Origin of the sequence: Burkholderia sp. 9777_1386 (assembly GCF_015712265.1) — a bacterium.
Classification (GTDB): domain Bacteria; phylum Pseudomonadota; class Gammaproteobacteria; order Burkholderiales; family Burkholderiaceae; genus Burkholderia; species Burkholderia cenocepacia.
Genome location: NZ_JACCQB010000001.1, coordinates 409,731 through 418,129, shown reverse-complemented (window position 1 = coordinate 418,129; position 8,399 = coordinate 409,731). Strand labels below are relative to the sequence as shown.

The following is an 8,399-nucleotide window of genomic DNA, read 5'->3' as shown; positions in this document are numbered from 1 at the left end:
TAAGCCCCCTTCGTCACCCGGTAAATTTTCCACTAATTAGAAACGATTGTTTTTCATCAAACCAGGGCATTGCCCCGGCGAGCGGCTTTCCTCGCACCTCTGTCTATACAGGCCAACGAGGCCTCCACGCCGAAATCCTGCAGCGACGGGGCCTCCCGCCCGACAATCAAACGCCGGCCCGGTGCCGTCGAACAACCGTGCATCCCTTGCCCCGCCTGTCGTTTGGTCGGTGCCTGCCGTCCGATCCACGTGTCTCCCGGAGTGATCGCGAGTCAAATATAGGCTCGACTCGCAAACGTTTTCCATGGGGCCGACATTTTTTTGGCAAAACTCAACACTCTTTCATCTTCATTAACTACTTTGCATTCCGGATGAAAGCGATTCTTATTAAATTAATCACGCAAATTATTAAGAAAGGCAAAAAACTCAAATTCCCGGATGCCGACTTTTTACCGGATCTGCTTTAATTGATTCAGATCCGCCGCATTGTCTTTTTGGTCCGCGGGCGATAACGAGGTGTCCAAGGGAGAACTTCACGATGGTGACGTTGAATATCAACGACCGGCCGGCCGAGATCGACGCCGATCCGTCGACGCCGGTGCTCTGGGTGCTGCGCGACAACCTCGGGTTGACCGGCACCAAGTTCGGATGCGGCACCGGCGACTGCGGCGCCTGCACCGTGCATGTCGACGGCCGCCCGGCCCGAAGCTGCACGCTGGCGCTGTCGGCGGTCGGGAATGCGCGCATCACGACGTCCGAACATCTCGCCGACGATGCGGTCGGCAAGGCCGTCCTCGACGCGTGGCTCCGGCACGACGTCGCGCAATGCGGCTACTGCCAGAGCGGCCAGATGATGAGCGCGGCCGGCCTGCTACGCGGCAACAAGGCGCCGACCGACGCCGACATCGACCGCGCGATGGCCGGCAACCTGTGCCGTTGCGCGACTTACCAGCGCATCCGTGCCGCGATTCACGATGCGGCTCGCGCGCTTGCCTGAGCCTGCCGGGAGACTTTGACCATGCGTATTCGCACTTTCGGGCGTCCGGCAAGCGCCGACGTCCCCCACCGCGATGCATCCTCCGTCACCGGAGCCGATGCTCCGATGCCCGGCCGGCGCGGCTTCCTGAAGCTGACGATGGCGGCGAGCGGCTGCCTCGCGCTCGGCATCGCGCCGACGCGGGCGCGGGCCGAAGCCGGCAGAACCGTTCAGCCTTCGCCACCGCAAGCATTCCTGATCATCGCGCCGGACAACACCGTGACCGTTGCCCTCAACCGCACCGAGTCCGGCCAGGGCGTCAGCACCGCGCTGCCGATGGCGCTGGCCGACGAACTCGACGCCGACTGGCGCAACGTGCGCACCGTGCTCGCGCCGGCGGGCGAGCCGTACAAGGACCCGGTGACGGGTATCCAGATGACGGCCGGCTCGACGTCGGTCAATCACTCGTTCGCGCAGTACCGCGAACTCGGCGCCTCCACTCGCGCGATGCTCGTCGCCGCGGCCGCGCAGCGCTGGAACGTCGATCCCGCCACCTGCCGGACGGCGAACGGTGTCGTGACGTCCGGCAACTACCGCGCGACCTACGGCGAACTCGCACCGGCCGCGATGGCGATGCCGGTACCGCAGCGGGTGTCGTTGAAGTCGCCGGACCAGTTCCGCATCATCGGCAAGCCGACGCCGCGCATCGACGCGCGCGGGATGCTCGACGGCACGCTCAAGTACGGGATAGATTGGCGTCTGCCGGACACGATGGTGGCCGTGGTCGCGCGCCCGCCGCGCTTCGGCGGCAAGGTCGCGAGCTACGACGCGGCCGCGGCCCGCGCCGTCAAGGGCGTGGTCGAGGTCGTCGAGATTCCGACCGATCGCGGCGGCACCGGCGTGGCCGTGATCGCGAACGGCTACTGGCCGGCCAAGCTCGGCCGCGATGCGCTGAAGATCACGTGGAAGGACGCCGGCTCGACCGTCACGTCATCCGAACAGATGCAGGCGTACAAGCAGCTCGCCGGCACGCCGGGCACCGTGGTGCGCACGGCCGACGCGGGCAGCGCGCCGCCGGCGGCCACGCGCATTCGGAAGGATTACGAATTTCCGTATCTCGCGCATGCGGCGATGGAGCCGCTCAGTTGCACGGTGGACGTCGGTCCCGCCAACTGTGCGTGCGGGATCAAGATCTGGGGCGGCTCGTCGCTGCAGACGAGCGACCGCGCGGCGGTCGCGAAGGCGCTCGGCGTCGCGCCGGAGAAAGTCCAGATCTTCACGCTGACGTCGGGCGGCGACTATGGCCGGCGCTCGACGCCGACGTCGGACTACGTGGTCGAAGCCGCCCACGTGTCCGCCGCGTACCTCGCGGCCGGCCATCTCGGCCCGGTCAAGACGATCTGGACGCGCGAGGACGATCTGCGCGGCGGCTATTACCGCCCGATGGTGCTGCATCGCGTCGACATCGGCGTGGACGGCAGCGGCGCGGTGCGCGACTGGCAGCATGTGGTCGTCGGCCAGTCGGTGCTGAAGGGCTCGCCGCTCGAGCGCACGACGATGCTCAAGCGCGGCACCGATCCCAACCTGACCGAAGGCGTCGCGAACAGCCCGTACGGCTTCCCGATGCAGGTATCGGTCCATCAGACCGACGCCGACGTGCCGGTCCAGACCTGGCGCTCGGGCGGCAACACGCATACGGCGTTCGTGATGGAAACGCTGGTCGACGAGCTCGCGCACTCGGCGCGGCAGGATCCGGTCGCGTACCGGATGGCGCGGCTGGCCGGCCCCGAGCACACCGCGCATCGCCAGGCGCTCGCGCTGGCCGTGGACAAGTCCGGCTACGGCATCCGCACGCTGCCGGCCGGGCACGCGTGGGGGGTCGCGATGCACGAAACGGCCGGCTCGGTCGTCGCGTACGTGACGGAAGTGTCAATCGAAGCGCAACAACCGCGCGTGCATCGCGTGACGGCCGGCGTGTATGCGGGGCGCATCGTCAACCCGACCGGTGCGGAAGCGCAGATCCAGGGCGGCGCGCTGTTCGGTCTCGCGACGACGAAGCCGGGCTTCGCGATCGACGTCGACCATGGCGCGGTCCGCAACGCCGGGTTCGCCGACTATTCGCCGATACGCATGCAGGAAGCGCCGCCGGTGGATGTCTTCTTCGTTCCGTCGGACGCTCAGCCGACCGGGCTGAGCGACGCCGGCGTGCCGCCGATCGCGCCGGCGGTGGCCAACGGGGCGTTCGTGCTGACCGGCGAGCGGGTGCATGCGTTGCCGTTCGCGCCGATGCTGGTCGCGGCGGCCGCGCCCGCGATGCCGGCGGCCCCCGCGGCGGCGGCCGACGAGGATCCGTACGGCGACCTGCCGGCCGGCGGCTGCCGGTTGCCGCACAAGGTCAAGCCGGCCGCGTTGAAGCCCAAGGCCGATCAAAGCCACGCGGGCGTCGGCCAGGCGCCCGCGGTGCCGAAATTCCTGCGGCCGAAACGGCGCGCCGGAATTCCGTGCATCGAGGATCTGAAGAAAGGCACGGTGTGACGTAGACGTTCCGGCAAGCGGCCGCGCCCGGCGCCCCCGCCGGGCCGCCGGCCGCATTGCCCTTCGCCCTTCGCCCTTCGCCCTTCGCCCTTCGCCACGGCGGGACAGCGCGCCCGCCGTCGCGTTCACCCCCGCACGCGCCGCATCCTGAGCGTCGCCGACGGCGATTCGCCGAACACCCGCTTGTACTCGATCGCGAAGCGCCCGAGGTGCGCGAAACCCCATTTCAGCGCGATATCAGTGACCGACGCGAGCCCCGGCGTGTCGTCGGCCAGCAGTTCCTCGCGGACATGTTGCAGCCGCAACTGCCGCACGAAGCCCATCGGCGTGATCCCGTGGCGATTGCGAAAGCCGGCGAACAGCGTGCTCGAGCTGACGCCGGCGAGATCGGCGAGCCGTTCGATCGTCAGCGGCTCGTCGAGATGCGCGCGAATGTATTCCTCGACGCGCCGCACATAGAACGGCGCGAGCGCAGTCGGCCGAGGCCGCGCACCGTCGCGTGCGCTGTTCGGGTGGCCGTGCAGCAGCAGGTTGAGCAGCGTCGATTCGAGCTGCTCGAACGCGAGCGGATGGCGCAACGGATGCGCGTCCGTCGCGATCGCGCCGGCGAGCACCGGCAGTAGTTGCGCGAGACAGGCGCCCTGCGGCGACGACAGGCTGAATTCCGGTTCGAATTCGACGCTCGCACGCCGGTCGTCGCCGAAATGCCGCTGCGCGTGACGCTCCATCACTTCGCGCTCGATGCGCAGGATTACCTGCGGGCACGCGTCGCCCCAGCGCATCTTCAACGGCAGCGTCGGCGAAAGCAGTGACGCGGTGCCCGGTGACGACACGAAGCGCGTCGCGCCGCATTCGATCTCGGCGTCGCCGCGCAGCGGAATCTGCAGCAGGAAGAAATGTTCGAGCGGCCCCGGCTCGATGCTGACGCCGCCACCGTAATCGAGCAGGTTCAACGACAGGTTGCCCCAGCGCGCATGGTGCATGCAGCTGTGCAGCGCGCGCGATTCGCCGGTCGGCGTGAGCCGGTGCGGCTTGAACACATCGGCCACGCGTGCGCGCACCTCGTCGACGTCGTTCGACTGCAGCAGCAGCGTGTCGTGATTGAAACAGGCGGCATCGGCCAGCCAGCCGGTTTCGAAAAATTGCGCCATCGAAGTTCTCCCGTCGTGCTCGATCGCACGCGCGCCGTGCATGCATTCCCGCTATCGGGGAATCCGTCGCACGATCCGGACAGCGCCCGGAGTATCCGGACAGTCCGTCCGACGAAACACGCAAGTCCCGCGCAAGCCACGCAAGAAGCGGACCGTTCGCGCATCGTAGAAAACTGTGCGGGCCTTCCGCATCCGCACATACCCGCACTCGGCCCCGGCCCGCCGGCCTGCGGCAGCCGCTGCCGCAGGTTTCCGGAATTCGCGGATACCGGCCGAAGAAAGCGGATAGAAACGCCCATTTCGGCCGCCAATACTGGGCCGTCACCGAAACCAACCGCATGGAGGGACCCATGAACGGACGTCACATCGAGATTCCATCGCCGGACGGCGGCGCGTTCCGCGCGTACCTGAGCACGCCGGCCGGCGGCACCGGGCCGGGCATCGTGCTCTGTCACGAGATCTTCGGCGCGAACGCGACGATGCGCGACGTGGCCGACTATTACGCCGAGGAAGGCTATACGGTGCTCGTGCCGGACCTGTTCTGGCGCCAGGCCCCGGGCATCGAGCTCGATGATACGGCGGCCGATTTCGAGCGCGCGATGGCCCTTTACCGCGAATACGACGAAAACAAGGGCGTCGAGGACATCGGCGCCGCGCTGGCCGTGCTCCGCCGCCGGCCGGAATGCACGGGCGAGGCCGGCGTGCTCGGCTACTGCCTCGGCGGCAAGCTCGCGTATCTCGCCGCGTGCCGGCTGCCGGACGTGGCCGCGGCGGTCAGCTACTACGGCGTGGGCATCGAGCACGCGCTGGACGAAGCCGCGCACCTGCACGGGCGGCTGGTGCTGCAGATCGCGGAGCTGGACCGCTTCTGCCCGCCCGACGCGCAGCAGCGCATCGCGGCTGCGCTGGCGGGCCGCGACGGCGTCGAAGTCTACGTCTACCCCGGCGTCGATCATGCATTCGCCCGCGCCGGCGGCGATCATTTCGACAAGGCCGCCGCGGTCATGGCCCACCAGCGCGCGATCGCCGCGTTCCGCGCCGCGCTCGGCCCGCGCTACGACCTGTCCGCGCTGTGGGAAACGCACCTGAAGCACGAGTTCGACACGCGCAACGTCGACGCGACGATGGCCACGATGGTCGCCGAGCCGTACGTCAACCATATTCCGACGCTGACGGGCGGCGTCGGCCACGACGAGCTCAAGCGCTTCTACACGCATCACTTCGTGCATGCGAACCCGCCCGACACGACGATCACGCCGATCTCGCGCACGATCGGCGCGAGCCAGATCGTCGACGAGCTGCTGTTCCGCTTCACGCACACCACCGAGATCGACTGGATGCTGCCGGGCGTCGCGCCGACCGGCAAGCGCGTCGAGATTCCGCTCGTCGCGATCGTCAAGTTTCGCGGCGACAAGCTCTATCACGAGCACATCTACTGGGACCAGGCGAGCGTGCTCGTGCAGATCGGCCTGCTCGACCCGGCCGGCCTGCCGGTGGCGGGCGTCGACACGGCCCGCAAGCTGCTCGACGAAACCGTCCCGTCGAACGGCCTGATGCGCCGCTGGCACGACAGCACGCCATCGACGGATACGCACTGACGCGCCCTTTCCCTCCCCCCACGATTCCCGGAGACACTCCATGAATGCCCTTGCTGGCAAAGTCGCGCTCGTCACCGGCGGCGCCACGCTGATCGGCGCCGCGGTCGCGCAGGACCTGAGCCGCGCCGGCGCATGCGTCGCGATCCTCGATCTCGATGCGGACAACGGCGCACGCGTGGCCGCGTCGCTCGGCGAACGGGCGCTGTTCCTCGCGCTCGACATCACCGACGACCGTGCGATCGAGCGCGCGGTCGCGGCGATCGTCGAGCGGTTCGGCGCGATCGACGTGCTCGTCAACCTCGCGTGCAGCTATGTCGACAACGGCATCCACGCGACCCGCAACGACTGGCTTGCCGCGATGGACGTCAACGTCGTGTCGGCCGCGATGCTCGCGAAGGCCGTGCATCCGCACATGGCCCGGCGCGGCGGCGGCGCGATCGTGAACTTCAGCTCGATCTCCGCGCAGTGCGCGCAAACCGGCCGCTGGCTGTATCCGACCTCGAAGGCCGCGATCCGCCAGCTCACGCGCAGCATGGCGATGGATCTCGCGCCCGATCGCATCCGCGTCAACTCGGTATCGCCGGGCTGGACCTGGTCGCGCGTGATGGACGAGATGACGCGCGGCGACCGCGCGAAGACCGATCGCGTCGCCGCGCCGTTCCACCTGCTCGGGCGCGTCGGCGATCCGTCGGAAGTCGCGCAGGTCGTCACGTTCCTGTGCAGCGACGCGGCGAGCTTCGTGACGGGCGCCGACTACGCGGTGGACGGCGGCTATGCCGCGATGGGCCCCGAACAGGCGGTGCCGGCGATTCCGCGGCTCGCGGAGTGACCGTGCCGCGTCGCCGCTGCTTCCCGCAACCATTCCGGCCGTCACGCGGCCAACCGAGGACATTCCCATGAGACGCATCGCTATCATCGGCGCCGGCCAGTCCGGCCTGCAACTCGCCTTCGCCCTGCTCGACCAGGGCTACCACGTCACGCTCGCGACCAACCGCGATGCGGAGCAGATTCGCACGGGCAAGGTCATGTCGAGCCAGTGCATGTTCCACACGTCGTTGCAGATCGAGCGCGATCTCGGCCTGAATACGTGGGAGGAAGCGTGCCCGGCCGTCGAAGGCATCGGCATCGCGGTGCCGCACCCTGACGGCCACGGCCGCAAGGCGATCGACTGGTCGTCGCGCCTCACCCGCTACGCGCAGTCGGTCGACCAGCGCGTGAAGATGGCCGACTGGCTCGACGGCGTGCGCCGCCGCGGCGCGGACGTGCGCATCGCCGACATCGGCGTGCCCGAACTCGAGGCACTCGCGCGCAGCCACGACCTCGTGCTGCTCGCGGCCGGCAAGGGCGACATCGTCGGCCTGCTCGGACGCGACGACGCACGCAGCCCGTTCGACCGCCCGCAGCGCGCGCTGGCCCTCACCTACGTGAAAGGGATGACGCCGAGCGAGCCGTATTCGCGCGTACGCTTCAACCTGCTGCCGGGCATCGGCGAGTACTTCGTGTTTCCCGCGCTGACCATCACGGGCCCGTGCGAAATCATGGTGTTCGAAGGCATCCCGGGCGGCCCGCTCGACTGCTGGGCCGACGTGAAGACGCCCGAGCAGCATCTGGACCGCAGCCTGTCGTTCCTGCAGCAGTACGTGCCGTGGGAATTCGAACGCTGCCGCGACGTCGAACTCACCGATCCGAACGGCACGCTGGCCGGACGTTTCGCGCCGACCGTGCGCAAGCCGTTCTTCCGCTTGCCGTCGGGCCGCACCGTGTTCGGGATGGCCGATGCGGTGGTGGTGAACGATCCGATCACCGGCCAGGGCTCGAACAACGCCGCGAAATGCGCGAACGCGTATTTCGACGCGATCGTCGCGCGCGGCGCCGCGCCGTTCGGCGAAGACTGGATGCAGCAGACCTTCGAAGGCTATTGGGCCTATGCGCAGCATGTCGTGCGCTGGACCAACTCGCTGCTCACCCCGCCGCCGCCGCACATCCTCGAACTGCTCGGCGCGGCCGGCCAGTCGCCGTCGCTCGCGAAAACGATCGTCGACGGCTTCGACGACCCGCGCCAGTTCGCGCCGTGGTGGTTCGAACCGTCGGCCTGCGCGGCGCTGATCCGCGAACACAGCGTGCGTGCGGAGTAACCGC

At 68.4% G+C, this 8,399-nt stretch carries 6 protein-coding genes; 5 read left to right on the top strand and 1 reads right to left on the bottom strand.

Translation table 11 applies throughout. From position 1 onward, the window contains the following. Positions 1-538: 538 nt before the first annotated feature. Both H0X91_RS01815 and H0X91_RS01810 read left to right on the top strand, forming a co-directional pair. Complete coding sequence (locus H0X91_RS01815; RefSeq protein WP_006498103.1) at positions 539-997, top strand: (2Fe-2S)-binding protein; 459 nt, start codon at positions 539-541, stop codon at positions 995-997. A 21-nt stretch (positions 998-1,018) separates the two neighbouring features. Further along, the gene (locus H0X91_RS01810) at positions 1,019-3,511 is read left to right on the top strand and encodes a xanthine dehydrogenase family protein molybdopterin-binding subunit (protein ID WP_196432756.1); all 2,493 of its coding nucleotides are present in this window, start codon (positions 1,019-1,021) and stop codon (positions 3,509-3,511) included. A gap of 125 nt (positions 3,512-3,636) precedes the next feature. On the opposite strand, the gene H0X91_RS01805 is transcribed toward H0X91_RS01810, so the two are convergent. Next, a complete protein-coding gene (locus H0X91_RS01805) occupies positions 3,637-4,662 on the bottom strand; it encodes an AraC family transcriptional regulator (RefSeq protein WP_196432755.1) in 1,026 nt (341 codons plus the stop codon). Positions 4,663-5,012: 350 nt separating this feature from the next. Here H0X91_RS01805 and H0X91_RS01800 point away from each other — a divergent pair, with 350 nt between their 5' ends. The 3 genes from H0X91_RS01800 (at position 5,013) to H0X91_RS01790 (ending at position 8,395) form a co-directional block, all read left to right on the top strand. Beyond that, on the top strand, positions 5,013-6,260 hold the full coding sequence (locus tag H0X91_RS01800; protein ID WP_006498100.1) for a dienelactone hydrolase family protein: 1,248 nt from the start codon (positions 5,013-5,015) through the stop codon (positions 6,258-6,260). Between the two features lie 40 nt (positions 6,261-6,300). Next, positions 6,301-7,089: an SDR family oxidoreductase gene (locus H0X91_RS01795; protein ID WP_006486288.1), complete on the top strand. Its 789-nt coding sequence runs from the start codon at positions 6,301-6,303 to the stop codon at positions 7,087-7,089. 67 nt (positions 7,090-7,156) lie between these two features. After that, complete coding sequence (locus H0X91_RS01790; RefSeq protein ID WP_196432754.1) at positions 7,157-8,395, top strand: styrene monooxygenase/indole monooxygenase family protein; 1,239 nt, start codon at positions 7,157-7,159, stop codon at positions 8,393-8,395. Positions 8,396-8,399 lie beyond the last annotated feature (4 nt).